The 24,575-nt window shown below is 59.0% G+C and carries 26 protein-coding genes and 1 pseudogene; 14 read left to right on the top strand and 13 right to left on the bottom strand.

Annotation, left to right across the window (positions count from 1 at the left end; genetic code table 11):
- The first annotated feature begins 19 nt into the window (after positions 1-19).
- On the top strand, positions 20-1,249 hold the full coding sequence (locus HUW52_RS24075) for a hypothetical protein (RefSeq protein ID WP_175555082.1): 1,230 nt from the start codon (positions 20-22) through the stop codon (positions 1,247-1,249).
- A 95-nt stretch (positions 1,250-1,344) separates the two neighbouring features.
- Here the strand turns inward: HUW52_RS24075 and HUW52_RS24070 are convergent, their stop codons facing one another.
- The 4 genes from HUW52_RS24070 to HUW52_RS24055 all read right to left on the bottom strand — a co-directional run bounded on the left by HUW52_RS24070 (position 1,345) and on the right by HUW52_RS24055 (position 3,574).
- Positions 1,345-1,722, bottom strand: coding sequence for a DUF2892 domain-containing protein (locus HUW52_RS24070; protein WP_175555081.1), 378 nt, complete (start codon positions 1,720-1,722; stop codon positions 1,345-1,347).
- 81 nt (positions 1,723-1,803) lie between these two features.
- Positions 1,804-2,274 carry an RNA methyltransferase gene (locus tag HUW52_RS24065; RefSeq protein WP_007911337.1) on the bottom strand — a complete coding sequence of 157 codons (471 nt, stop codon included), beginning with the start codon at positions 2,272-2,274 and terminating at the stop codon, positions 1,804-1,806.
- Between the two features lie 192 nt (positions 2,275-2,466).
- Entirely contained in the window at positions 2,467-2,838 is a 372-nt protein-coding gene (locus HUW52_RS24060) for a YajD family HNH nuclease (protein WP_007911336.1), read from the bottom strand.
- A 49-nt stretch (positions 2,839-2,887) separates the two neighbouring features.
- On the bottom strand, positions 2,888-3,574 hold the full coding sequence (locus HUW52_RS24055) for a spermidine synthase (RefSeq protein WP_007911335.1): 687 nt from the start codon (positions 3,572-3,574) through the stop codon (positions 2,888-2,890).
- Between the two features lie 80 nt (positions 3,575-3,654).
- Between HUW52_RS24055 and HUW52_RS24050 the strand changes: the two genes are divergently transcribed.
- The gene (locus tag HUW52_RS24050; protein ID WP_026000574.1) at positions 3,655-3,939 is read left to right on the top strand and encodes a hypothetical protein; all 285 of its coding nucleotides are present in this window, start codon (positions 3,655-3,657) and stop codon (positions 3,937-3,939) included.
- On the opposite strand, the gene HUW52_RS24045 is transcribed toward HUW52_RS24050, so the two are convergent.
- Both HUW52_RS24045 and HUW52_RS24040 read right to left on the bottom strand, forming a co-directional pair.
- Complete coding sequence (locus HUW52_RS24045; protein WP_016984668.1) at positions 3,936-4,409, bottom strand: cyclic nucleotide-binding domain-containing protein; 474 nt, start codon at positions 4,407-4,409, stop codon at positions 3,936-3,938. The two genes, HUW52_RS24050 and HUW52_RS24045, sit on opposite strands and share 4 nt — an antisense overlap.
- A gap of 201 nt (positions 4,410-4,610) precedes the next feature.
- A complete protein-coding gene (locus HUW52_RS24040; protein WP_175555080.1) occupies positions 4,611-6,665 on the bottom strand; it encodes a S9 family peptidase in 2,055 nt (684 codons plus the stop codon).
- Positions 6,666-6,901: 236 nt separating this feature from the next.
- Between HUW52_RS24040 and HUW52_RS24035 the strand changes: the two genes are divergently transcribed.
- Genes HUW52_RS24035 through HUW52_RS24025 form a run of 3 tightly spaced genes read left to right on the top strand, consistent with a single transcriptional unit; the run spans position 6,902 to position 8,746 of the window.
- Positions 6,902-7,399, top strand: a complete 498-nt coding sequence (locus HUW52_RS24035; protein ID WP_016986808.1) for a hypothetical protein — start codon at positions 6,902-6,904, stop codon at positions 7,397-7,399.
- Between the two features lie 15 nt (positions 7,400-7,414).
- A complete protein-coding gene (locus tag HUW52_RS24030; RefSeq protein ID WP_007911322.1) occupies positions 7,415-8,191 on the top strand; it encodes a class II glutamine amidotransferase in 777 nt (258 codons plus the stop codon).
- A gap of 12 nt (positions 8,192-8,203) precedes the next feature.
- Positions 8,204-8,746 (top strand): DUF2937 family protein, encoded by a 543-nt coding sequence (locus HUW52_RS24025; RefSeq protein ID WP_016986807.1) that lies wholly within the window; start codon positions 8,204-8,206, stop codon positions 8,744-8,746.
- A 41-nt stretch (positions 8,747-8,787) separates the two neighbouring features.
- Here the strand turns inward: HUW52_RS24025 and HUW52_RS24020 are convergent, their stop codons facing one another.
- Positions 8,788-9,702, bottom strand: a complete 915-nt coding sequence (locus HUW52_RS24020) for a LysR family transcriptional regulator (protein ID WP_175555079.1) — start codon at positions 9,700-9,702, stop codon at positions 8,788-8,790.
- 160 nt (positions 9,703-9,862) lie between these two features.
- Between HUW52_RS24020 and HUW52_RS24015 the strand changes: the two genes are divergently transcribed.
- From HUW52_RS24015 to HUW52_RS24000, 4 genes are all read left to right on the top strand, one after another.
- Entirely contained in the window at positions 9,863-11,149 is a 1,287-nt protein-coding gene (locus HUW52_RS24015; RefSeq protein ID WP_175555078.1) for an MFS transporter, read from the top strand.
- Positions 11,150-11,211: 62 nt separating this feature from the next.
- Positions 11,212-11,964 (top strand): 5-oxoprolinase subunit PxpA, encoded by a 753-nt coding sequence (locus HUW52_RS24010; RefSeq protein ID WP_175555077.1) that lies wholly within the window; start codon positions 11,212-11,214, stop codon positions 11,962-11,964.
- Positions 11,961-12,665, top strand: a complete 705-nt coding sequence (gene pxpB, locus HUW52_RS24005; RefSeq protein WP_175555076.1) for a 5-oxoprolinase subunit PxpB — start codon at positions 11,961-11,963, stop codon at positions 12,663-12,665. Before HUW52_RS24010 ends, pxpB begins: the two co-directional genes overlap by 4 nt.
- Positions 12,662-13,585: a biotin-dependent carboxyltransferase family protein gene (locus tag HUW52_RS24000; protein ID WP_175555075.1), complete on the top strand. Its 924-nt coding sequence runs from the start codon at positions 12,662-12,664 to the stop codon at positions 13,583-13,585. Before pxpB ends, HUW52_RS24000 begins: the two co-directional genes overlap by 4 nt.
- 92 nt (positions 13,586-13,677) lie before the next feature.
- Here the strand turns inward: HUW52_RS24000 and HUW52_RS23995 are convergent, their stop codons facing one another.
- Together HUW52_RS23995 and HUW52_RS23990 are read right to left on the bottom strand one after the other, a co-directional pair.
- Positions 13,678-14,856, bottom strand: coding sequence for a VWA domain-containing protein (locus HUW52_RS23995; protein WP_175555074.1), 1,179 nt, complete (start codon positions 14,854-14,856; stop codon positions 13,678-13,680).
- Positions 14,857-14,868: 12 nt separating this feature from the next.
- The gene (locus HUW52_RS23990) at positions 14,869-15,714 is read right to left on the bottom strand and encodes a MoxR family ATPase (RefSeq protein ID WP_016986801.1); all 846 of its coding nucleotides are present in this window, start codon (positions 15,712-15,714) and stop codon (positions 14,869-14,871) included.
- Between the two features lie 279 nt (positions 15,715-15,993).
- On the opposite strand from HUW52_RS23990, the pseudogene HUW52_RS23985 reads away from it, so the two are divergent.
- A pseudogene (locus HUW52_RS23985) lies at positions 15,994-16,251 on the top strand (DUF2442 domain-containing protein); the annotation flags it as partial.
- Between the two features lie 7 nt (positions 16,252-16,258).
- Here HUW52_RS23985 and HUW52_RS23980 read toward each other — a convergent pair.
- Positions 16,259-17,335, bottom strand: coding sequence for a DUF748 domain-containing protein (locus tag HUW52_RS23980; protein ID WP_175555073.1), 1,077 nt, complete (start codon positions 17,333-17,335; stop codon positions 16,259-16,261).
- Positions 17,336-17,462: 127 nt separating this feature from the next.
- Here HUW52_RS23980 and cysK point away from each other — a divergent pair, with 127 nt between their 5' ends.
- Both cysK and HUW52_RS23970 read left to right on the top strand, forming a co-directional pair.
- A complete protein-coding gene (cysK, locus tag HUW52_RS23975; protein WP_016986798.1) occupies positions 17,463-18,437 on the top strand; it encodes a cysteine synthase A in 975 nt (324 codons plus the stop codon).
- Between the two features lie 184 nt (positions 18,438-18,621).
- Positions 18,622-19,560 carry an aspartyl/asparaginyl beta-hydroxylase domain-containing protein gene (locus HUW52_RS23970; RefSeq protein WP_093438167.1) on the top strand — a complete coding sequence of 313 codons (939 nt, stop codon included), beginning with the start codon at positions 18,622-18,624 and terminating at the stop codon, positions 19,558-19,560.
- A 273-nt stretch (positions 19,561-19,833) separates the two neighbouring features.
- Here the strand turns inward: HUW52_RS23970 and HUW52_RS23965 are convergent, their stop codons facing one another.
- The gene (locus tag HUW52_RS23965; protein ID WP_016986796.1) at positions 19,834-20,367 is read right to left on the bottom strand and encodes a hypothetical protein; all 534 of its coding nucleotides are present in this window, start codon (positions 20,365-20,367) and stop codon (positions 19,834-19,836) included.
- Positions 20,368-20,556: 189 nt separating this feature from the next.
- Between HUW52_RS23965 and HUW52_RS23960 the strand changes: the two genes are divergently transcribed.
- Positions 20,557-20,721 (top strand): hypothetical protein, encoded by a 165-nt coding sequence (locus HUW52_RS23960; RefSeq protein ID WP_171057299.1) that lies wholly within the window; start codon positions 20,557-20,559, stop codon positions 20,719-20,721.
- 95 nt (positions 20,722-20,816) lie between these two features.
- Positions 20,817-21,680: a DMT family transporter gene (locus tag HUW52_RS23955; protein WP_175555072.1), complete on the top strand. Its 864-nt coding sequence runs from the start codon at positions 20,817-20,819 to the stop codon at positions 21,678-21,680.
- A 121-nt stretch (positions 21,681-21,801) separates the two neighbouring features.
- Here HUW52_RS23955 and HUW52_RS23950 read toward each other — a convergent pair whose 3' ends face one another.
- A complete protein-coding gene (locus tag HUW52_RS23950) occupies positions 21,802-22,710 on the bottom strand; it encodes a DMT family transporter (RefSeq protein ID WP_175555071.1) in 909 nt (302 codons plus the stop codon).
- A gap of 85 nt (positions 22,711-22,795) precedes the next feature.
- Positions 22,796-24,421, bottom strand: coding sequence for a methyl-accepting chemotaxis protein (locus HUW52_RS23945; protein WP_175555070.1), 1,626 nt, complete (start codon positions 24,419-24,421; stop codon positions 22,796-22,798).
- Positions 24,422-24,575: the final 154 nt, after the last annotated feature.

Here is a 24,575-nt window from a genome sequence, read left to right as displayed (position 1 = left end):
GCTTTACCAAGGAGTGCGTATGGCTGTCGGATTGCCGCAAGCGTTGATGGTCGCGCTGCTGGCGTTGAGCGCGCCGGTCTGGGCGGCGAAGAAAGTCGATCTGGATTATCACGTGCGCCTGTTGCCACAGAGCGATCAGGCCGAAGTACGCCTGACCCTGGCCAAGGGTGAAGCGGTGCGCAGTCTCGATTTCGATCTTGGCGACGGCAGTCATTACAGCGACTTCAAGGCTGACGGTCAGTGGCTGCTGAGCCCAGGCAAACAGGCGCGCGGGGTCTGGCACCCCGCCAGCGAAAAGTCCAGCCTGACCTACCGCGTACGCATCAGCCACGGCCGCAAGAACGGCAGCTTCGACACGCGCATGACCCCGACCTGGGCGTTGATGCGTGGCGACGAATTGGTACCGCCAGCCAAACTCGATCAGCAGGACGGCACTGAACTGGTTGCGCGCTTGCAATTCGAACTGCCCGACGGCTGGAAAAGCATCGAAACCGCGTGGCCACGCATCGGCAAAAACAAATTCCGCATCGACAATCCTTCGCGCCTGTTCGACCGCCCGACCGGCTGGATGCTTGCCGGCCACCTCGGCAGCCGCCGCACACGCTTGGGCGAAACCGAAGTCACCGTGGCCTCGCCGCAAGGGCAGGGCATGCGCCGAATGGATGTGCTGACGTTGCTGACATTCGTCTGGCCGCAGGTGCAGGCCGTTTATCCACGCCATCCGAGCAAACTATTGATCGTCGGCGCCAACGACCCGATGTGGCGCGGCAGCCTCGGTGCGCATGAATCCATCTACGTGAATACGCGATTGCCGCTGGTCAGCGAAAACGGTAGCAGCGCGCTGGTGCGTGAGCTGGCGCAGGTGTTCGGGCGGATCAACGACGAGCAGCGCAGTGACTGGATCAGCGAAGGCTTTGCCGAGTATTACGCGATTGAACTGGTGCGCCGTGCCGGTGGCATGAGCGATGAGCGTTATCAGAGTTTGCAGACGAAACTGGCCAGGGACAGCCAGAAAGTCACGACGTTGCGCGGCGAGCAGATCAGCCCGGCGCAGGTGGCGAAAGCAGTGGTGGTGTTGCAGGAACTGGATCGCGAGATTCGCTTGAAGACGCGCAACAAGCGTTCGCTGGATGACGTGTTGCGTGGGGCGATGCATCTGGGGACGGTGAGTACCAAGGAGTTTGTGCAACTGGCCGAGAGCGTTCTTGGCGAGTCGTCCAAAGTGCTTGATATCGCGTTGCTACAGTAAAGATCAAAAGATCGCAGCCTTCGGCAGCTCCTACCTGTGGAATGCGTTTTCCCTGTAGGAGCTGCCGAAGGCTGCGATCTTTTGCTTTTAAGCTATCAACCCCCGGCTTTCGGCGACTTCACCGAATCATTGCCGGTCACGGTAGCGGTTTTGGTCGCCGCCTCGGCATTGGCTTTGAGCTTGCTCAACTCTTCCCCGGCCCGCTCGATCTTTGCTCGCACGTTATTCATGTCCTGGCGACTTTTCTCGAACAGGCTCTTCACCGAACTGTGCCCGGTAATCCCGCGCGCCATCGCCACGCCGCCAATCGCCACCTGAATCAAACCGAACACGCCGCCACGGCGCAGGCCTTTACCGACCATGATCACGCCGCCCGCGAGTGAGCCGATGCGCTCCCAGCCTTCGACGTTCTGCTCGGAATGGCTCTGGAACGGGGTGGATTCGATACGTTCGACGCGTTTGAGCTCGGTCATGATCTTTCTCCAGGCAATGAGTAATCGATAAACAAGCTGACTGCCGGAGCGGTCAGCTCGTTCCATCGAATATGCGGCGTTTCAGCGGAATTTTGGCCCGGAGCGGGTGTTCAAGCCCTTGGCCATGCGGTCGTAGAGTACGACGTTGACGGTCGCGGCTAGGTTCATGCAGCCGGTGGTCGGGATGTACACGACGTCTTCGCACCAGTCGCGGATCTCTTTGTCCAGCGAGCCGTCTTCGGGGCCGAAGATGTACAGGGCACGATCCGGATGAGTGTATTCCGGCAGCGGGCGGGCGCCCTCGACCAGTTCCACGGCGACGGGCACGCAGTTGAGCGGGAGGATCTTTTTCAGATCGTCGATGCCGATCAGCGGGATGTCGTAGTGCACGCGTTTGGTGTCGGTGACGAAGTCGGCGGCGCGTTCATAACGCTTGCCGGTGTAGAACACCGACGCCACGCCGTAGCAGCCTGCGGCGCGCATCACCGAACCGACGTTCTCCGGTGATTTGGGGTTATACAAACCAATGCAGCTGTACCGTTTGTCTGCCACGAGCGGGGTGCCTTCGGGAAAAAGAGGGCGATTATACGGGGATTGGGCGGTTGTGGTCAGATCATGGATTGGCGGTGCCTGAGCGGCCGCCTTCGCGAGCAAGCTCGCTCCCACACTGGATCGGTGTCATACACAAAACCACTGTGGGAGCGAGCTTGCTCGCGAAGGGGCCAGTCAGGCCAATGAAGAACTTTAATCTTCTTTCTTCATGAGGCCGGCGAGGGCAGCAAACGGGTTATGCGTCGCCTTGGCAATCTTCGGCGTGCTCAGCGAGCCTTCGCTGAAATACTGCTGATCGGTATAGCGCGAGTGTTCGTTGTCGTGGCAATACAGGCACAACAATTCCCAGTTCGAGCCGTCCTGCGGGTTGTTGTCGTGGTTGTGGTCGCGGTGGTGCACGGTCAGTTCGCTCAGGCGCTTGCCGGAAAACTCACGGGTGCAGCGGCCGCAGACGTGCGGGTACATCTTCAGGGCCTTGTCGCGGTAGCCCATTTCCTTGTCGCGCTGGTTGTCGGCGAGGATGCGATCCAGCTTCGACGTATTGGTTGGAGTGGACGAACTCATGGGTTCACCTTTGTAGAAAGACTAATGACGGTTATGCGCAGAGTTTAGCTCAGCCCTTGAGCTTCTCGGCAATCCAGATCGTGTGGCGCGTGCCCTTGTTGCCGTGGGCGAAGACCTGGACCTCTTCGGCTTTGAATCCGGCCTTCTTCAATTTGTCGGAAAACAGCCGATCGGCGCTGGCCGACCACACCGCCAGCACGCCTTTCGGGCGCAGGGCCTTGGCGCAGGCATTCAGACCGGCGGCGGAGTACAGCCAGCTGTTGGCTTTCTGCGTCAGTCCTTCGGGGCCGTTGTCGACGTCGAGCATGATCGCGTCGAAGCCGTTCGGTTCGCTTTGCAGCACCTTGGCCACGTCTTCCTGACGGATCACTGTGCGCGGATCGAGCAGCGGACGACCGGACTTTTCGCCGAGCGGGCCACGGTTCCACTCGACCACGCCGGGCACCAATTCGGCGACCACTACTTCAGCGGTCTTGCCCAGATGCTTGAGCGCGGAGGCGAGGGTGAAGCCCATGCCCAGACCGCCGATCAGCACCCGCGAATCCGGCCGGCCCGCGACCTTGCGGCAAGGAATTTCGGCCAGTGCATCTTCGGAACCGTGCATGCGCGTGTTCATCAATTGCCCGCCGTCGCCGCCCTGGATCTTGATGACGAAGTCTTCGCCATACTCGAACAGGCACAGGGCACCGCCGCTTTCAGGGATCGGGGTGGTGTCGAGCAGAACGAAACGTTTCATGGAAATCTCTACAAGGGGGAAGGCAAGCAGGCCCGTTGGGAGTAGCCTGAGCGCAGACTAGAGGCCAAACGGAGCCCTTGATGAAGCGCACCATTCTAACGGTCATTGCCCTGGCCGCGCTCTCGATTACTGCAGTGCAGGCGCAACAGACAATACCGGTCAGCCCGGCGCCGCAACCCGGCTCGCCCGGGACTGCGACACCGACGCCGTATCCGCAGATCACGCCGATCAACATTCCCAAGTCCGGCTCCGGCAGTGGCAGTCCACCGCTGGTGCCGATCGAAATGCCCAGCCCACCGAGCAAGGATCAGCCGGTGCCGGGCATTGAACCGAGCGGCACCAAGGCAAAATCTCCCGGCGGTTAAACCTGTTGCGCCGCCAGTTGACCGTCGGCCATGCGCAGGCGTTTCGACAGCGAGACGGCGAGGGCGCGAATGATCTTGGCGGCGATTTTCGGCGCGTCGTTGAGCATTTTTTCCAGCGAATCCTTGCCGAGGTTCAATAGCTGGCAGTTAGTCGCGGCGATGCAGGTGGCCGAGCGGCGTTCACCGTCGAGCACGGCCATTTCACCAAACGCGCGACCGCTGCGCAGGGTGGCCATGGTGATCACCTGACCATCGGGCCCGGTTTTCTGCACGGCGACCTGACCGGTGTGGAGGATGCACATGAAACTGCCGGCATCGCCCTCGCGGAAAATCGCCTCGCCTTCAGCCACGGTGCTGATGCTGAAGTAGCCGGAAGCGGCCGCAAAGTCGGCCAGTTGCAATTGATCGAACAGGCCACAGTCCATCAGCCAGTCGCGGATTTCGTTGTTCAGGAAGGTCGGTTCTGACATGTCGTCACGGTCTTTTTATTGTCTCGGATTTCAGGCTACACACGGTCCCCATGTAGGAGCTGCCGAAGGCTGCGATCTGTTGATCTTGCCTTTGAAAAAATCAATATCAAAAGATCGCAGCCTTCGGCAGCTCCTACAGGGATCTGTGGGGTATCGGCCTCTTGGGTCTGCAATTAAGACCCAAGTGACCGATGGAGTTCCTCAGGCCAGGCCCAAAACCTTGAAAACAAATGCGTATTCGAGTGCTACGTCACGTAATCCCTGATAACGCCCGCTCATCCCGCCATGCCCGGCGCCCAGTTCCGTCTTGAGCAGCAGCACATTGTTGTCGGTCTTGGTGGCGCGAAGTTTTGCTACCCACTTGGCCGCTTCCCAGTACTGCACGCGACTGTCGTTGTAGCCGGCGATTACCAGCGTCGCCGGATAATCCTGCGCGCTGACGTTTTCATACGGCGCGTAAGCCTTGATCCGTTCGTAAACCTCCGGCTCCTCGGGGTTGCCCCACTCGTCATATTCGGTGACGGTCAGTGGCAGATCCGGGTCGAGCATGGTGTTGAGCACATCGACGAACGGCACTTCAGCAATCGCCACGCCGAACAGATCCGGACGCTGGTTGAGCACGGCACCGATGAGCAAACCACCCGCGCTGCCGCCGCTGATCGCCAGTTTTTCAGCCGTGGTAATGCCGTTGAGGATCAAAAACTCGGCGCAGGCAATGAAATCGCTGAAGGTGTTGTGCTTGTGTTCCTGCTTGCCGGCGCGATACCAGGCTTCGCCCAATTCACCGCCGCCGCGCACGTGGGCGATGGCGAAGGCCATGCCACGATCCAAAAGGCTCAGACGGGCGTGGGAGAACCACGGATCAAGGCTCGAACCGTAAGCGCCGTAGCCGTAAAGATACAGCGGCACTGCTTTGCCAACCATTTCGCGCTTCATCACCAGACTGATCGGCACTTGCGTGCCGTCTGGCGCAGTGGCCCACAGGCGCTGGCTGACGTAAGCGTCGGCGTCGAACGGGCCGAGCACCGGGGTTTCTTTCAACACCGCTTGTTCGCCACTGGCAAGGATCAGTTGGCGCACCTGCGCCGGGCGGTTCAACGCCTCGTAGCGCAGACGAATGCGGTCGCTTTCAAACTCCAGGCTGTTTTGCACATAGAGGCTGTAGGCCGCGTCCGGCAATTGCACGCGATACGGCGCCAGACCGTGTGGGTGAACTTCGATGATCGGCAGGCCGCCTTCGCGCAGACTCAGGGTCATGGCCTCGGTGTTGAGGCTGACGCCATCGAGCATCACTGTGTCGCTGTGGGGGATCAGGTTCTGCCATTCGGCTTCGGTCGGCGCGGTGCCGGTGTCCGGCGCCTGATACAGGGCGTAGTTGATGCCGTCGCGGTTGGTGCGGATAAACCACGTCCACACGCCATCGAGCAGGCCGTGATCGACATCGTATTCATGATCTTCGACCCGTGCCGCCAAGCAGGTGAAAGGCTGGTGCGGATGATTGGCGTCGAGCGCCCAGACCTCGCTGGTGGTCTTGCTGCCCAGTGACAACAGCAATTGCTGTTCGGAACTGGAACGGTAGCAGTGCAGGAAGAAACGCCCGTCCAGCTCATGGAAAACTTCTTCGGCAGCGGTGCCATCGAGGCGATAGCGGAACAGTTTGTGCGGGCGATGGGTGTCGTCGAGTACGCCGAAAAACAGCGTCAGGCTGTCATTGGCCCAAGTCATGCTGCCGTCGCACTCTTCGAATTCCAGTTCGCTGACTTTGTCGTTGGCCAGTTCCTTGACGAACAACGTGTAGATCTCATCGCCCGAGGCATCGACACTGTAGGCCAGACGCTGGTGATCAGGGCTGATGCTGAAGGCGCCCAGTGAGAAAAAACCGCCATTGGCCAGTTCATTCGGGTCAAGCAGCAATTGTTCGCGGCTTTCGTCGAGGCTCAGGCTGTCGTCTGCCGGGCGTGGGCAGCGGTAGTGCCGGGCATATTCGTCACCGGCGGTAGTGCGCGTGTAATACAGGTACGGGCCCCACGGCGAGGGCAGGGACAGGTCGGTTTCGAGAATTCGGCCCTTGATCTCTTCGAACAGCGTTTCGCGCAACTCGGCCTGATCGGCGGTTTGCGCTTCCTGATAAGCGTTTTCGGCCTTGAGGTAATCGAGCACCGCGTCGGTGTCGCGTTCCTGCAGCCAGGCATACGGGTCGGCACCGGGCGCCTTGTGGGCAATCGGGGCACTGTTGGCGTTGGCGGATTGGGGCATGGAAGGCTCTCGGACAATTTACGGAATAGGGTTTTCGCAGCGCTGGAAACCGTCGCATTCCCCTGTGGGAGCGAGCTTGCTCGCGAAAGCGTCCGGTCAGATGACATTTGTTTCACTGACCCACCGCTTTCGCGAGCAAGCTCGCACCCACAGGGTTTGCTGCTGGCCGTCTGGTATTGGGACAAGCCGCACGGGCGAAAAGTCGTTACTATAAGCGCCTCTTTGCCTGCCTTGCCATGGACACCATGACCGAGAACGACTATCTGATCGCCTGGGGCCTCTACGCCTTTGCCGCTGTGGGCTGCCTGTTGGTATGGATGCGCCTGACAACCTGGATGTGGCGCTGGTTGCGCGAGCCGCTGCGCGTGCTGATGGCGGTGTTGCTCTTCAGCCCGACCATCATTGACCCGGTCAAGGAAAAGGTCGCGCCGGCCATCGCCATCACCGCGCTGGATCTGGCCTTCAAGGTCGGCAACAACGCCTGGCGTGCAGTCTCCGATCTGTTCATGTACGGCATGATTGCGTTCGGCATCTACCTGGTTTTCGTGTTGATCCGCTTCCCGCTCGAACGTGCTTCGAAGGCGCGTCGGGAACAGGCCGAAGCCGCCAAGGCCGCCGCACGCGCCGATGACCGCGACGACGATCTACCGTTTGGCGGCGCCGGCGATGACCGTTATGGCCGTCCACCTCTGCCGAACAATCCGCAGCGCATGCGGGTCGAGCCGCGTCTGTAACCCGAGAGTCCGCACATGTGTGAATTACTGGGCATGAGTGCCAACGTGCCGACCGATATCGTGTTCAGCTTCACCGGCCTGATGCAGCGCGGCGGTCGCACCGGTCCGCACCGCGACGGTTGGGGCATCGCCTTCTATGAGGGCCGTGGCTTGCGTCTGTTTCAGGACCCGGCGGCGAGTTGCGAGTCGGAAGTGGCCAATCTGGTGCAGCGCTATCCGATCAAGAGCGAAGTGGTCATCGGTCATATCCGCCAGGCCAACGTCGGCAAGGTCTGCCTGTCCAACACCCATCCGTTCGTCCGCGAACTGTGGGGGCGCAACTGGTGTTTCGCGCATAACGGCCAGCTCGCCGATTTCACCCCGATCAAAAGCTTCTACCGCCCGGTCGGCGATACCGACAGCGAGGCGGCGTTCTGCGATTTGCTCAACCGCGTGCGTGCAGCATTCCCGGAGCCGGTCGATATAGAAGAGCTGTTGCCGGATCTGGTCGCCGCGTGCGCTGAATACCGCAGCAAAGGCGTGTTCAACTGCCTGCTCAGCGATGGCGACTGGCTGTTCTGCTATTGCTCGACCAAACTCGCACAGATCACCCGACGTGCCCCGTTCGGCCCGGCGCGTCTGAAGGATGTCGACGTGATCGTCGATTTCCAGGCGGAAACCACGCCCAACGACGTAGTGACGGTGATCGCCACCGAACCGTTGACCGAAAATGAAACCTGGACCCGCTATGAACCGGGCCAATGGAGCCTGTGGCGACGCGGCGAATGCGTCAGCCAGGGCAAGACCGAATAAGGATCTACCCCGATGTTGCTCAGTTATGTACGGCTGGTGTTGTTTGCGGCGGGCCTGTTGATCGGTGTCCAGGTGCCGGGATTCATCAATGATTACGCGAAGCGGGTCGAGGCGCATTTGATCGAGGCGCAGACTGGCTTGCGCGGTTTTCAGGGAACTGCCGAGCAGTTTTTCAAAGGCGATATGCAAGCGCTGGTCGCGCATTACCGCGCCAGTGAAGATCCGATCTTCCGCAGCGACGCCGACAGTCTGAACACCTTGCTCACGCGTCAAGTGGCGTTGGACAAGCAGTTCCAGGCGATGCAAGGCCCGTGGTACATCCGCTTCCTGCAAGTGGTATTGGCCGCTGATCCGGATATCCGCAAGGAAACCTGGAACGGTTACAGCTACCAGATTCTGCTGACTCCGGAAGCAATGGTCTGGGGCATGAGCGGCGCGTTGCTGCTGTCGTTCGGCATTGAATGCCTGTTCCGCTTGATTGACTGGGTTGTTCTCGGTGGCCGGCGCTTGCGCCAGAGTCGGCCGATCGAAGACCGCGACGTGCGCGGCCTCTGAGGTCAGCGCAGTAAGGATCGTTCCCACGCGCGTGGGAACGATCACAGTGTCAGGACGATGTAGTCAGTGCCCACCTTGGTCGCATATCCCTCCAGCACCTGCTGACACAACGTCACAATCTCCTCGACCCACTCAACCCCCACCCGCCACGACACCACCACCTGCAGATTCGGCGGTCGTTGATCGATGTCGAGCAAGGTCAATTCCCCCCGCGCCAATTCCTCAGCCACCAGCACCGGTGGCAGCACGCCAATCCCAAATCCATCACGCAATAATCGGGTAATCGCCGACACCGAATTCACGCAGTTCAAGCGTGGCGCCAGTACGCCGTTCGCCTGCATCAACGCCCAAAGGTCTTGATGCGGTCGGGAGTTTTTCGAGTAAGTGATGATCCGCTCCTGTGCCAGTTCGGCGAGGTCGGCATAGTCGCGGTTGTAGATCGAATTGCTCGCGACAATCCAGCCCAGAGGATGGCTGGCCAGCTCCAGGCTGCGTACGCTTTCATGGCGGATCAGATCGGTTTGCAGAACGATATCGAGAAAGCCTTTTTGCAGCTGATCGCAGAGGTTCAGCGAGGTATCCGCCACCAGTTCGATTTCCACCCGTGGATACAGGTCGGTCATTTGCGCCACCAACGGGCTGAGCCAGGTGTGGATCACCGTGTCCATCACGCCGATACGCACGCGCCCAACCTTGCTCGAGCGAGTCTCGATCGATTGCTTGAGCGCTGACATCGTGTCGAGCATCTGCTCGGCGTAGTCCAGCACTTTCAAGCCTTCAGGCGTCAGGCTGACACCGCGTGAATCGCGCAAAAACAGCTTCACCCCCAGCTCGCCTTCCAGCACCGCGATGCGGCTGGAAATCGACGCCTGGGTGGTGAACAGCTTATCGGCGGTCAGGCGAAAACTCTTCAGTCGGGCGACCCAGACAAAGGTCTCGAGAAACTTCAGGTTCATGGGCAAGGCTCGGGTGACAAATTTTTCTTATGGCTAAGGCGGGTTTTTATTCGTTGGACGCAGCAGGGCCGCGCGACGAAAAATCGACGCATCCGGTCCCCACGATAGGCGTCGTCGGGGCTACGAACAAGACCAATAAAAAAACCTGCGGAGATAAGCCATGCGTGCTCCCGACACCCTAGAAGTACCCAAGGCCACGGCGCGTCCGGGGCCGTTCGATTGGTATCGCAACATCAACCAGCAGGAGCGTCGCACGTTCTGGAGCTGCAAGATCGGCTACGGTCTGGACGGCATGGACACGCAGATGCTCAGCTTCGTCGTGCCGACGCTGATCGCGATGTGGGGCATCACTACTGGTGAAGCGGGGCTGATTCATACCAGCACGCTGATTGCTTCAGCGATTGGCGGTTGGGTCGCTGGGATTCTCTCTGACCGCATCGGTCGTGTGCGCACCCTGCAATTGACCGTGCTGTGGTTCGCCTTCTTCACCTTCCTCTGCGGCTTCGCGCAAAACTACGAACAGTTGCTTATCGCCCGAACCTTGATGGGCTTCGGTTTCGGCGGCGAGTGGACGGCTGGCGCTGTGCTGATCGGCGAGGTGATTCGCGCCAAGGATCGCGGCAAAGCGGTGGGCATGGTGCAGTCCGGTTGGGCACTGGGTTGGGGGCTGACGGCGATTCTGTACGCGCTGCTGTTCTCGGTGTTGCCGCCGGAAGACGCATGGCGTGCGCTGTTCATCCTTGGCATCGTGCCGGCGATCTTCGTGATCTTCGTGCGTCGTCTGGTCAAGGATCCGGAGATCTATCGCGAGGCCAAGGCCCAACAAACGCCGGAGACTCAGTCGAAGTTTTACGAGATCTTCGCCCCCGGCATGCTCTTCACCACGTTCCGCGCTTCGCTGCTGACCACGGGTGCGCTGGGCGGTTATTACGCGATCACTTCCTGGCTGCCGACCTTCCTGAAAAACGAGCGCGGCTTGAGCGTACTCGGCACGGGCGGTTATCTGGCGATGGTGATTGTCGGGTCTTACGTCGGTTACGTGATCAGCGCCTATCTGACTGATCTGCTGGGACGGAAAAAGAACTTCATCCTGTTCGCAGTCGGCTCGTTCACCATCGTTCTGCTTTATACGCAGTTGCCGGTGAGCAACGGTGTGATGCTGTGGCTGGGTTTCCCGCTGGGCTTCTTTGCTTCGGGGATTTTCAGCGGCATGGGCGCGTTTCTGACTGAACTGTTCCCCACGCGAATTCGCGGTTCGGGGCAGGGCTTTTGCTACAACATCGGTCGGGCGCTGGCTGCCCTGTTTCCGCTGCTGATCGGCCTGCTCAGCCAGACAGTACCGTTGAGCGTAGGTATTGGCGCCTTTGCAGCGGTGTCGTACGGCGTGGTGATTATCGCGGCGTTGAGCCTGCCGGAAACGCGCGGCAAGCAACTGGACGCGCAGTAACTGATAACCTGCGCAGCACAGTCCTACAGATAAAAAGACAAGCACCTACAGGAGTGTTCACCGTGAGCCGCCTGCTATTGAATTGCGACATCGGCGAGAGTTTCGGCAGCTGGACCATGGGTCTGGATGCCGAGGTCATGCCCTTCATCGATTGCGCCAACGTCGCCTGCGGTTTCCATGCCGGCGATCCGAGCATCATGCGCAAGACCGTCAGCCTGGCGTTGAGCCACGGCGTGCAGATCGGCGCACATCCGGCCTATCAGGATCTGGTCGGTTTCGGCCGTCGCTCCATGGCGTATTCGGCGCAAGAGCTGCAAGACATCCTGCATTATCAGATTGGCGCCCTCGATGGCATCTGCAAAGCCCAGGGCGGCCGCGTCAGTTACGTCAAACCCCACGGCGCGATGTACAACGACATGATGGCCAACCCCGCGCAACTGCGGGCGGTGATTCAGGCGGTGGCCGCTTACGACCGCAGTCTGTCGTTGATGCTCATGGCTACCCGTGACAATTCGGCTGCGCAGCAAATCGGCGATGAGTACGGCGTGACATTGTGGTTCGAAGCCTTCGCCGACCGCGCCTACGACAGCGCCGGCAAACTGGTCTCGCGACAACTGCCGGGCGCGGTGCATCACGATGCCGAAACCATTATCGAGCAAGCCCTGACCATCGCCCGTGGCGACAACCTCACCGCCAGCGATGGCAGCGCCTTGCGCCTGCACGCCAACACTCTTTGCGTGCACGGCGACAACGCCGGTTCGGTGGCCGCCGTGCAGCGCATTCGCGAGGCCTTGAACCAGCAGAGTGCATCATGAACCCAAGGATTGAAGTGGTGGCACTGGATTGTCTGATGTTGCGTCTGTTCGATGAAATCGCCGAAGCCAACATGCCGTGGATGCTCGCCGCCAGTGAGCGCTTGCGTACTGCATTCGGTGAGCAACTGATCGATCTGGTGCCGTCCTATACGACGTTGATGGTGCATTACGATTTGACTTCACTAAGTCCGGGTCAGGCGCGGGAGTTGATCGCCGAAGCGTTGATCGACCTGTCGCCAAATGCACGAACTGGCGGCCAATGTCATGTGTTGCCGGTCTGGTACGACCTTAGCGTCGGACCGGAATTGAGCTTGCTGGCCGAGCGCAGCGGCCTGGCGGTGGCGGAGGTGATACGTCGCCACAGTGGTCGCGAATATCAGGTGTTTGCTCTCGGCTTCGCTCCGGGTTTCGCCTTCATGGGCCTGGTCGAAGAGATTCTGGCGGCGCCACGCTTGAGCACTCCGCGCAAGAAAGTCGCGGCCGGTAGCGTCGGTATTGCTGAGCGCCAAACCGCTGCCTATCCCGTGGTATCACCCGGTGGCTGGAACCTGATCGGTCGCACTCCGGCCAAACTCTTCGACCGCAACCGTGATGGCTACAGCCTCATGCAACCGGGCGACACGGTGCGATTCGAAGCGGTCAGTCATGCCGAGTTCATCAATCTGGGCGGTGATGACACGCCACTGGAGGCGCAGGCATGAGCCGACTGAGGATTGAGGCGAGTACGCCGCTGTGCCTGTTGCAGGACGCAGGACGTTTCGGCGTGCGGCATCTGGGTGTGACCCAGGGCGGCGCGGCGGATTGGTGTTCGATGAGTTGGGCCAACTGGTTGCTCGGCAATGCGCTTGATGTGCCGGTGATTGAGGTCACGCTTGGCGGCTTTGCCGTAATCGCTGAGGACGACTGCTTGCTGGCCCTGGCCGGGGCGGATCTTGGCGCGCAGGTTGACGGGCAAGCGCTGGCGCCGTGGCACAGTTTCAAATTGGGCAAAGGGCAGAAATTGCAGTTCACGCAGCCGTTGCTTGGGGCTCGGGCCTATCTGGCGGCGCCCGGTGGTTTTGATGCACCGAAGGTGTTGGGTAGTAGCGCAACTGTGGTACGTGAAGAGCTCGGTGGGCTCAATGGCATGGGCTTGCCGTTGGCCAAGGGATCGACGCTGAGTTATCACGGTGAATCGCTATTGGTTCGCGAAGTGCCATCGGCGTTACGGCCGGATCTGAAATCGACTGCACCACTGGATCTGGTGCTCGGTGCGCAGATTGGCCAGTTCAGCGGGCAGAGTCTGTTCGATGCATTCAACAGTGCCTGGACGCTGGACAGTCGCGCTGATCGCATGGGCATTCGTTTACTGGGCAAGGCGCTTGAGTATCAGGGGCAACCGATGATTTCCGAGGGCATTCCATTAGGCGCGGTGCAAGTGCCGCCGGACGGCCAGCCGATTGTGTTGCTCAATGACCGGCAGACGATTGGCGGTTATCCGCGATTGGGCGCGTTGACGCCGATGGCGTTGGCGCGGTTGGCGCAGTGTCTGCCGGGGGCGCAGGTGCGGTTGCGGCCGGTGGTGCAGGAGGTTGCGCACCGTGAACACACCAAATATCTGCAGCGCTTCAAAGATAGCTAGAAGCATCGCGAGCAGGCTCACTCCTACAGGGGAACGCATTCCAAATGTAGGAGTGAGCCTGCTCGCGATAGCGTCCGTCCAGACAAAGCAGGTTATTTGGAAAGAAACCGCATCCCTTCCTCAAGCCCGCGCAATGTCAACGGATACATCTTATCCTCGATCAGATCCCGCACGATATTGGTCGATGAGGTATAGCCCCAGGTATCTTTCGGATACGGGTTGATCCAGATGAGCTTCTTGTACTTCTCCATGAAGCGCTGCATCCACACGTAACCCGGCTCTTCGTTCCAGTGCTCGACACTGCCGCCGGCCTGGGTGATTTCATAGGGCGCCATGGCGGCGTCACCGATGAAAATCACTTTGTAATCGGCGCCATACTTGTGCAACAGATCCTGAGTCGAAGTGCGCTCGGAGGTGCGGCGCATGTTGTTCTTCCATACCGACTCATAAACGAAGTTGTGGAAGTAGAAGTACTCCAGATGTTTGAACTCGGTCTTGCAGGCCGAGAACAGTTCTTCGCAGATTTTCACGTGCGCGTCCATCGAACCGCCGATGTCGAACAGCAACAACAGCTTCACCGTGTTGCGGCGCTCCGGGCGCATCTGAATGTTCAGCAGGCCCGCATCTTTGGCGGTGTGATCGATGGTGCCGTCGATGTCCAGCTCTTCTGCCGCGCCCTGACGCGCAAACTTGCGCAGTCGACGCAGGGCGACTTTGATATTGCGCGTGCCCAGTTCCACCGAATCATCGAGATTCTTGTACTCGCGCTGATCCCAGACTTTCACCGCTTTGCCCTGGCGCTTGCCGGCATCGCCGACCCGAATGCCTTCCGGGTTGAAGCCACCGGAGCCGAACGGGCTGGTGCCGCCGGTGCCGATCCATTTGTTGCCGCCGGCATGGCGTTCCTTCTGTTCTTCCAGACGCTTCTTGAACTCTTCGATCAGCTTGTCCAGACCGCCGAGGGACTGGATCTGCGCGCGTTCCTCGTCGCTCAGCGAGCGCTCGAACTCCTTGCGCAGCCAGTCTTCGGGAATCAGCGCCTGCAAGTGATCATCGAGCTTTTCGAGGCCATTGAAGTAGGCGCCGAACGCGCGGTCAAACTTGTCGAAATGGCGTTCGTCCTTGACCAGAATCGCCCGCGACAAGTAATAGAACTCATCCATGTCGGCGAAGGTCACGCGCTGTTTCAGCGCGTTGATCAGGTCGAGCAGCTCGCGCACCGACACCGGCACCTTGGCTGCACGCATTTCATTGAACAGGTTGAGCAACATGGCATCAGCCTCTTAGCGGGTGCCGCGACGGCTCATGAACGCGAGGCGCTCAAGCAGTTGCACGTCCTGTTCGTTCTTCACCAGCGCACCGGCGAGCGGCGGGATGGCTTTGGTCGGATCACGTTCGCGCAGCACCGCTTCGCCAATGTTGTCGGCCATCAGCAGCTTCAGCCAGTCGACCAGTTCCGAGGTCGATGGCTTCTTCTTCAGGCCTGGCACTTTGCGTACGTCGAAGAACACGTCCAGCGCTTCGCTGACCAGATCCTTCTTGATGTCCGGGTAGTGCACGTCGACGATTTTTTGCAGGGTGGTGCGATCCGGGAAGGCGATGTAGTGGAAGAAGCAGCGGCGCAGGAACGCGTCCGGCAGCTCTTTTTCGTTGTTGGAGGTAATGATGATGATCGGGCGCTTCTTGGCCTTGATGGTCTCGTCGATCTCGTAAACGTAGAACTCCATCTTGTCGAGTTCTTGCAGCAAGTCGTTGGGGAACTCGATGTCGGCCTTGTCGATCTCGTCGATCAGCAAAATGACCCGTTCTTCGGATTCGAACGCCTCCCAGAGCTTGCCCTTCTTCAGGTAGTTGCGCACGTCGTGGACTTTTTCATTGCCCAGTTGCGAGTCGCGCAGACGGCTGACCGCATCGTACTCGTAGAGGCCCTGATGAGCCTTGGTGGTGGACTTGATGTGCCAGGTGATCAGCTTGGCATTGAACGATTCGGCCAGTTGCTCGGCGAGCATGGTCTTGCCGGTGCCCGGCTCGCCCTTGACCAGCAGCGGCCGCTCCAGGGTGATGGCGGCGTTGACCGCCAGCTTCAGGTCATCGGTGGCGACGTAGGCCTGGGTGCCTTCGAACTTCATCTGCTAATCCTCGAACGGTAACGCCGACCTGATGGGCAGGGCGGGGGCGAAATAATCGGATGCCCGACTATAACGCGCAGCCCGGTCGACTGTGAACGCAGACGGCTTATTCAGTCTCTGAATGGGGCGTCACATGTTGACTCAGTCTCGGCCGATGGCCAGTATTCAGGTATCGCCGATTTGGCGATAGCCTTCAGGATGTCCACTGAATCTGTGGCGAGGGAGCTTGCTCCCGCTGGGCTGCGAAGCAGTCCCCATCTGCCCGGAGGCGCTGAATTGATGTTATCCATGAAACGACCACGCTTGGCGGCAGTTACTGCGCTCTCTGATAGTCGGCTTGCACTCTGCTTTGTTGATGGTCGCGCGCTGACACTCGATTTGAGTCGAGATATTCAAACGTATAAGCAGTTGCAGCCCTTGCTTGATCCCCAAGTCTTTGCGACTGCCATCTTGGGCGATAAAGGTTGGACCGTTGAATGGCCGGCCCCGGATATTCAGATTGGCGCCGATACTCTATATCTGGATGCTTTTCCAGAAATGAACCCTAACCCGCATCCGGCTTCGGCCGCTCATATCGCGCATTGAAAGCCTGTACGAAACCATTGCGCAAAATCTGCAAAAACGCCTCGAATGCGCTGATATTTTGCTGATGCACGTTGCCGCTGAGTTCTACCTTGGTGGCGAACTGGTTTTTCGCCTGGTTCTTCAGCACGGTTTCCGTGCCGCCCACCAATGCCTCCCAGACCGAGCGGAAGATGCTCTTGTTGTTGTTTTCCACGTCCTGCTGCCAGTTGAACACTTCGACGTCGCGCAGCAGCGGTTTGATGTAGCCGTTGACCTGGGCTTTTTTGGCTTGGGCTTCGATCACCACATCACCGTGGCCGGCGTTGAAGTCGAACTTGCCGTAGGCCGAGGCGAAGTCGTTCATGCGCTTGAGTTCGATGTCTTTGGCGCGCAGGCGGAATTCAAAATCTTCGAAATTGCTCAGAGGGTCGAACGTTGCGGTGGTTTCCAGTGGTGCATGCCCCAGCAGCAGGGCTTTGCCTTCAAAGCGGGCATCGCGTTTACCCTGCTTGTCGACCACGTTGGTCAGGTTGTAGATGCTCGCGTCGACGTTGGTGGCGTTCATGTTCACTTGAGGTTTTGAATTGAAGTTGCGGAAACTGATCTTGCCGTCCTGAATCTGTACTTCGTCGAGAGTGATCGGCAGCAATTTGCCCAGTTGCGCGCGCCAGTCGGTGCCTTGACCTGTTTGTGAGTTCTGTTTGTTAGCGCCACCATCGACGAAATTGACTTCAGGATTTACGAATCTCACCTGCGCCACGACGGCATGGTCGTACCACAGCGAATGCCAGCTGACCGCCAGATCGATCAGCGGTGCATTGACGAACGGCACCGGCACCTTGCCGTCGACCTTGACGATCTTCAGCCCGTTGATCTTGTAGGCGCCGCGCCATAGGGCCAGATCGACATCAGTGATCTGGCCCCGATAGTCACCCATGTCCGCCAGTTTGCCGTTCAGGTAGTCGCGCACCATGTAGGGCAGGGCGATGTGCAGCGCGATCAGCAACACAACGACGACGGCGAAAACCCCTAGTGGCCAACTGTAGCGACGCTTCATGACGGCAATTCCCTGACGATGTAAGCGATTGACTATTGCCTGACGCAGTCGTTCGACCCGACTGGACTGCGCCAGGCAACAGGCATACCTTGGAAGGCTGAATTCAATGCTGCATAAGGACCCAGCCATGAGCCGTATTTTCGCTGACAACGCCCATTCCATCGGCAACACGCCGCTGGTGCAGATCAACCGCATCGCGCCGCGTGGCGTGACCATTCTTGCCAAGATCGAAGGGCGCAACCCCGGTTATTCGGTCAAGTGCCGGATCGGCGCCAACATGATCTGGGACGCCGAAAGCAGCGGCAAACTCAAACCGGGCATGACCATTGTCGAGCCGACGTCGGGTAACACGGGCATTGGCCTGGCATTTGTTGCCGCTGCCCGTGGTTATAAATTGATGCTGACCATGCCGGCCTCGATGAGCATCGAACGCCGCAAGGTTCTCAAGGCTCTGGGCGCCGAACTGGTCTTGACCGAGCCGGCCAAAGGCATGAAAGGCGCAATCGAGAAGGCGGCCGAAATCGTCGCCAGCGATGCCGACAAATATTTCATGCCGGCACAGTTCGATAACCCGGCCAACCCGGCCATCCATGAAAAGACCACCGGCCCGGAGATCTGGAACGACACTGACGGTGCTGTCGATGTATTGGTTGCTGGCGTCGGTACTGGCGGAACCATCACCGGCGTCTCGCGGTATATCAAGAATACCCAGGGCAAACCGATCCTGTCGGTGGCGGTGGAGCCGATGTCGTCACCCGTGATCACCCAGGCGCTGGCCGGCGAAGAGATCAAGCCGAGCCCGCACAAGATTCAGGGGATTGGCGCCGGTTTCGTGCCGAAGAACCTGGATCTGTCAATGGTCGACCGGGTCGAGCAGGTCACCGACGAAGAGTCCAAGGCGATGGCTCTGCGCTTGATGCAGGAAGAGGGGATTTTGTGCGGCATCTCCTGTGGTGCCGCGATGGCAGTTGCTGTGCGTCTGGCAGAGACGCCGGAGATGCAGGGCAAGACCATCGTCGTGATTCTGCCGGACTCGGGTGAGCGTTATCTGTCGAGCATGTTGTTCAGCGATCTGTTCACTGAACAGGAGACTGAGCAGTAATCCAGTTGATTCAGGTCAGCCAGGGTTCAGGAACGTTATGCTAATAAATGCTTTGTTGCGCAATTCTTAACACTGAATCTTGTGTCAGGCGGGTTTTTCCCGAAGCCGGTAGTGTTTATCATGGCCGGCTGCCATGCCGGGTAAAAGGCATTGCGCAGCGTTGTCTTTATTCAAGGAGTCGTTGATGACCTTTTCGTTAGCCGCCAAGGTATTGGTGCTGCTGCTGTTTGTGGGCAGCATCCTCTATGTGCATTTGCGCGGCAAGGCGCGTTTGCCGGTTCTGCGCCAGTTCGTCAACCACTCGGCGCTGTTCGCTCCGTACAACGCCTTGATGTACCTGTTTTCCGGCGTGCCGTCGAAGCCGTATCTGGATCGCAGCAAATTCCCGGAACTGGACGTACTGCGCGACAACTGGGAAACCATTCGCGACGAGGCCATGCACCTGTTCGACGAAGGCTATATTCGCGCGGCGGAAAAGAACAACGACGCCGGTTTCGGCTCGTTCTTCAAGAAGGGCTGGAAGCGTTTCTACCTCAAGTGGTACGACAAACCGCTGCCGTCGGCTGAAACCCTGTGCCCGAAAACCGTGGCTCTGGTCAGCGCGATTCCCAACGTCAAAGGCGCGATGTTCGCGCTGTTGCCGGGTGGCAGCCACTTGAACCCGCATCGCGATCCTTTTGCCGGCTCGCTGCGCTATCACCTCGGCCTGTCGACGCCAAACTCCGACGATTGCCGGATTTTCGTCGACGGCCAGGTCTACGCCTGGCGTGACGGTGAGGATGTGATGTTCGACGAGACCTACGTGCACTGGGTCAAGAACGAAACCGACCAAACCCGCGTGATCCTGTTCTGCGACGTCGAGCGTCCGCTGAGCAACCGCCTCATGACCCGCATCAACCGCTCGATCAGCGCCTGGCTCGGCCGTGCCACCGCACCGCAGAACCTTGATGATGAACGCGTCGGCGGGATCAATCAGGCTTACGCCTGGAGCAAGAACTTCAGTGACAAGTTCAGTGGCGTGGTCAAACAGTGGAAACGCCGTCATCCGAAAGCCTACCGCGTGATGCGGCCGGTGTTGGCAGTGGTGGTGTTGACGTTGTTGGGGTATTGGCTGTTTGGTTGAGGCTGGATCAGGCAATAAAAAACCGCTTCTTGTGAGCGGTTTTTTTTATGAAGAGAAGGTGAATGAGGCGCCAGCGAGGACGCCTCCTGGCTCTTCCGCGGCTGGGTTCACCAATGCTTCTCTGATTCGGTGCAACTCCCGTTCAGACAACTTTCCGGAAGAGCGTTTTCTATCAGCTTTTATCGATCTGGCGCCTGGCGCTTTTTTTTCAACGGCAGCCTTCATGATGCCTCCGGCGTTGATCATTAAATGAGCAGTTGTCCGATACTAGTCTTACCAAATTAGCTTCACAAGCCTACCCTCCGAATCGAATTCAAAACCCAGCTGCCGGTAAAGAGAAATCACCCCTGGGAGAGGCTCCTGAATTTCAATTTGTGTACTGCCGATGATTCGCGCGAAGTGAGTCACGGCGGTCAAAGCAAATGTCGCTACTCGGCTTTTGAGAGGGTGATCGTCATCGGGCTTTCCTTCCAGGCGCACAATTTTCACTCGCAACCGGCTCTGATTAGGGTTTGCAAAGCAAAGTCCGCATAACTCCAGATCAAACCAGATTGCTAAATCGAAGCTAAGTGGTTCTTTGGCCTTCCACCTGACAACATCTTGCCAAGAGAAATGAGGATCAAACCATTCTTCATAGGCACTCAGCGCTTGAGCATCGATTGCTTCGAAACGAACTCTGGAGTGATCAACATCCACTATCCCTTGCAGCAACAAGTCTCTGTGCAGTTTTGCGAAAGTAACCCCAGCCTGTTTCCTGGCCTGTGATTTGTAAACCTGGTAGCGCAAATACGTCCGTTCCCTTGGCATGTGATCCCGTGCATTCCTTGTCCTCGATGGTTGGGTGTCGCAATTGCAATCCAGCCTATTCACCTCGCGCCCAACTGTCCCTGCCGGCCCTTTGCCCAAATCATTGCAATCCATGTCCCACGCTGGTTATAGTCGGCGCACGTGAGTCGTATGCCTCACCCTCCAACCCTTCAAAAAAGATCTGCCCAAATGCCTGCATCCCTCATCAACGCGGTAGTCGATTCAGCGGTCAACGCTGGCGTCGTGCCGTGCGCGGATCAGCAGCCCAAGCAGATCAGTCATTACCCACCACCTGTCAGTAGCACGCCGGTGTGCGCAGTCGTATCGCCGCCGGGCGTTGGCGTTTCGGGCTGATCGGCAGTTTTTGCTGACCCCTGCGCCCGCCAGAAAAACCTACTGAATTTCAGCTTCGGCTGAGTTGGCTTCTTGCCTGACTACAGGTGGTATTCATGTTTGTCCTTTCGAAAAAATCTGCGCTCGCGGCTGCGTCCACGAGCCTGTTCGTTCTGCTGTGGAGCAGCGGGGCGATCTTCTCCAAATGGGGCCTGGCCCACGCTTCGCCGTTTGCCTTTCTGTTGATTCGCTTTGTGATCGCCCTGTGTGGGCTTCTGCTGTTGGCGCCGCTGCTAAAACTGAAGTTGCCCAAGGGCGGCAAACCAATGCTTTATGCGATCGCCACCGGCGTGGTGTTGTTGGGGGCTTATCAGATTTTCTATCTGCTGGCGCTCAACACTAAAGTCACCCCGGGGGTGATGGCGACCATCATGGGCGTGCAGCCGATTCTCACCGTGGTCTTGATGGAGCGGCAGCGCTCGGCCAGCCGCTTGTTCGGTCTGGCGCTGGGCCTGGTGGGGCTGATCATGGTGGTGTACCAGGGCATCGGTCTGGCCGGGATGTCCTGGGCGGGAATGCTGTTTGGTCTGCTGGCGCTCGCGAGCATGACGCTGGGTTCGATCATGCAGAAGCGCATCACCGACAATCCCCTCGGTACGCTGCCGGTGCAGTATCTGGCCGGGCTGTTGTTGTGCGGGATTTTCGTGCCGTTCCAGCCATTTCATTTTGAACACAGCACAGGTTTCATCGTGCCAGTGTTGTGGATGGGGCTGGTGGTCTCGGTGCTGGCGACGCTGTTGCTGTATCGGCTGATCGCGCGGGGCAATCTGGTGAATGTCACCAGTTTGTTCTATCTGGTGCCGGCGGTGACGGTGGTGATGGACTATCTGATTTTCGGCAATCGCCTGGCAGCGTTGAGTGTGCTGGGGATGCTGTTGATCATTGTCGGTCTGGCGTTTGTATTCCGTAAAACCAGCTAACAGATCGTCAGGTGGCGGCTTTTAGGCCGCCGATCGCAAGCTGGCTCACTCCTACAGGGGAACGCATTCCAATTGTAGGAGTGAGCCTGCTCGCGATAGCCATTTCAGCAGCGCCAGAAGTCTAGCGGGCTGTCACCTGCGAAGGTTTCACCACAGCAGGCTTCAACACCAGCCACAACGCCGCCGCAATCAACACCCCGCCGTAGACATGCGCCATCGACAGCGGCTCATCCAGCAACAACGCCCCCCACAACACGCCGAACGGCGGAATCATGAAGGTCACGGTCATCGATTTCACCGGACCGATCGAACTGAGCAGGCGGAAGTAAATGATGTAGGCGAACGCTGTGCAGCCCAGACCCAGGCCCAGCAGCGACAGCCAGACATTCCAGCCGCCCCAACTGACAGGCGGTGAAGTGATTACGCTGTACCCGAACAACGGCAACAGGAACAACGTCGCACCGAGCATGCTGCCCAGCGCCGACAAACGGCTGTCCAGTCCGCCGGCCTGATCCAGCCAGCGCCGCGCGAGGAATCCGGCAAAACCATAACAAGTGGTTGCGAGCAGACAGGCGACGGCGCCCATCAACAGCTGCAAGTCGAACGCCACGGGGCCGGCACGGGTCAGCACGCCAACACCGAATAGCCCGAGAAACACCCCACCCAACTTGGCTGCGGTGAGTTTTTCACTGAAAAACAACCCGCCAATCAGCACGCCCATCAGCGGCGTAGTGGCATTGAAAATCGCCGAATAGCCGGCCGGCAACACCTGGGCTGCGACCGAATACAGCGTCGCCGGAATTCCCGAGTTGATCACGCCCAGCAGCATCACGGTTTTCAGTTTGCCTTTGAAATCCCAGCGCACGCGCATCAGCCCGAGGATTACCAACAGGCCAACGGCTGCAATCGACACGCGAAAGAACCCGGTCGGGATCGTGCCAATCACCGGCGCAATAATGCGCATGAACAGAAAACTCGCGCCCCAGATGGCCGCCAGCGACAACATACGGAAAATATCGACAGGGCTCACGGCGGGTCTCCTTCCTTGATCGGGACGAGAGTGTTGCCGAGCGCCCTGACGAAGGCAACCGCTATTCGGGCATTCAACTTTTTGCTCAGATCACAAAGCGTGTCACCAGGCCGTTGAGATCGACGGCCAGACGCGACAGTTCCTGGCTCGCGGCCGAGGTCTGAGTGGCGCCAGCGGCGGTCTGGGTCGAGAGGTCACGGATGGTCACCAGATTCTGATCGACCTCACGCGCCACCAATGCCTGCTGCTCGGCCGCACTGGCGATCACCAGGTTGCGTTGGTTGATCTGCGAGATCGACGCAGTGATTTTCTCCAGCGCCTGACCGGCACTGTTGGCGCGGCGCAACGTCTGACCCGCCTGCTCGGCACTGCTCTGCAACGCACCCACTGTTGCCCCGGTGCCTTGCTGGATGCTGCTGATCATCAGCTCGATTTCTTCGGTGGAATTTTGCGTGCGTTGGGCCAGCGAACGCACTTCATCGGCGACCACGGCAAAGCCGCGCCCGGCCTCACCGGCCCGAGCCGCTTCGATCGCCGCATTGAGGGCCAGGAGATTGGTCTGCCCGGCGATCCCGCGAATCACTTCCAGCACTTTGCTGATGTCCTGCGCCTGAGTGGCCAGGCCCTCAGCTTGCTCCGATGCGCCGAGTACCGCATCGACCAGTTGCTGAATCGAGCTGATGGTTTCGCTGACCTGTACATGGCCGTGCTTGCTGTCTTCGTTGGAGGCTGCGGACGCTTCGGCGCTGGACACAGCGTTGGCGGCGACTTCGTCCACCGCCGTGCTCATCTGGGTGACTGCTGTAGCGGCTTGTTCGATCTGATCGTTCTGCTGTTGCAGGCCGCGGGTGCTTTGCTCCATCACCGAACTCATTTCCTCGGCCGCGGACGCCAATTGCTGCGCCGATTCGCTGATACCGCGAATGGTCGAGCGCAGATTGCCCTGCATCTCGGCCAAGGCGTCGAGCAACTGCGATGCCTCATCTTTGCCGCTACTGATGATTTCGCCACTGAGATTGCCGGCAGCAATGCGCCGCGCCACATCCAGTGCCTGATTGATCGGCGTGGTGATGCTGCGTGTCAGTTGCCAGGCCAACAGCAGCGTGGCAATCAGGGCGACCACGATGATGATTGCGACGATCCACAGTGCCCGTTGGTACATCGCGGCGGCGGCATCAGCAGCGGCATCGGCGCCTTGCTGATTGAACGAGATCATCTGCTCGAGTGCCTTGTCGAGTACCGTTCCCTGTGGTGCCAATTCATTGTTAAGACGCGTGTAGGCCTGTTCATTCTGTCCGGCGTCGATCTGGCCGATGATTTGTTCGAGGATGCTCATGTACTTGGCGGTGTTGGCATTCAAACCGTCGAGCATCACCCGTTCTTCCTCGCTGGTGAGCAGGGTTTTGTGATCGTTAAGGCGCTTGAGCAATTCTTCGCGCTGCGCCTTGATGATGCCTTTGCTTCTGTCGCGCACGGCAGGCTGGGTGCTGGTGATCAAGCGCAAGGACTCGAGACGGATGCTGGCGATGTTCGCCGCCGCGTCATGGATGCTCTCGATGCTCGGCATCCAGGATTCTTCAATCACCGTGGCACTTTCGCGCAGGGTTTTCATCTGGCCCAGCCCAAACAGGCCGACCACCACCAGCAGACTGGCTAAAACGGCAAAGCTCAAACTGGCGCGCAAACCTATGCGCAGATTCCGGATAGACATCAGTGTGCTCCTTGATCTTTTAAGGGGGAGGTCGTCCTCGTCAGCGAGGATCTTGTTATGAGGCGGGGGTGTTGGCGGGCTGTATATCAAAGTGCCACTATTTTGGTAAGACCAATCTGGAGTCGTCGCTGACGATCCGCGCAGTTGCAGCAAA

The organism is Pseudomonas sp. 43A (assembly GCF_013363935.1).
In the GTDB taxonomy this organism is placed as follows: Bacteria; Pseudomonadota; Gammaproteobacteria; order Pseudomonadales; family Pseudomonadaceae; genus Aquipseudomonas; species Aquipseudomonas crudilactis.
This window is presented reverse-complemented; position numbering and strand designations above follow the sequence as displayed.